The 294-nt window shown below is 45.9% G+C and carries 1 protein-coding gene; it reads left to right on the top strand.

Annotation, left to right across the window (positions count from 1 at the left end; genetic code table 11):
* The coding region (locus AC0L3J_RS37920) for a hypothetical protein (RefSeq protein WP_473350525.1) at nt 1-225 on the top strand (225 nt) is incomplete at its 5' end.
* Nucleotides 226-294: the final 69 nt, after the last annotated feature.

Genomic DNA, 294 nt, shown 5'->3' with positions numbered 1-294 from the left:
GCGCCGAAAAATGGCCACTATAAAGCTTATATTCTGGGTGAAGGGCCAGATGGCGTGGCTAAAACGCCGGAATGGGCCTCGCAAATCACTGGTGTTCCGGCAGACAAAATCATCAAATTGGCTCGTGAAATCGGTAGTACCAAACCGGCGTTTATCAGCCAGGGATGGGGCCCGCAGCGTCACGCTAACGGTGAAATCGCAACCCGATATATATGTTCACTTTAAACTCCTCAGGTATCCCTGCTAATATTGAAATATGCATTAATGATAATTTCATCCTGTTAATATAATGAC

The organism is Bradyrhizobium sp. Kon37 (assembly GCF_055807535.1).
Note: the sequence above shows the minus strand (reverse complement) of the source record. Positions and strands in the feature narration are given on the sequence as shown.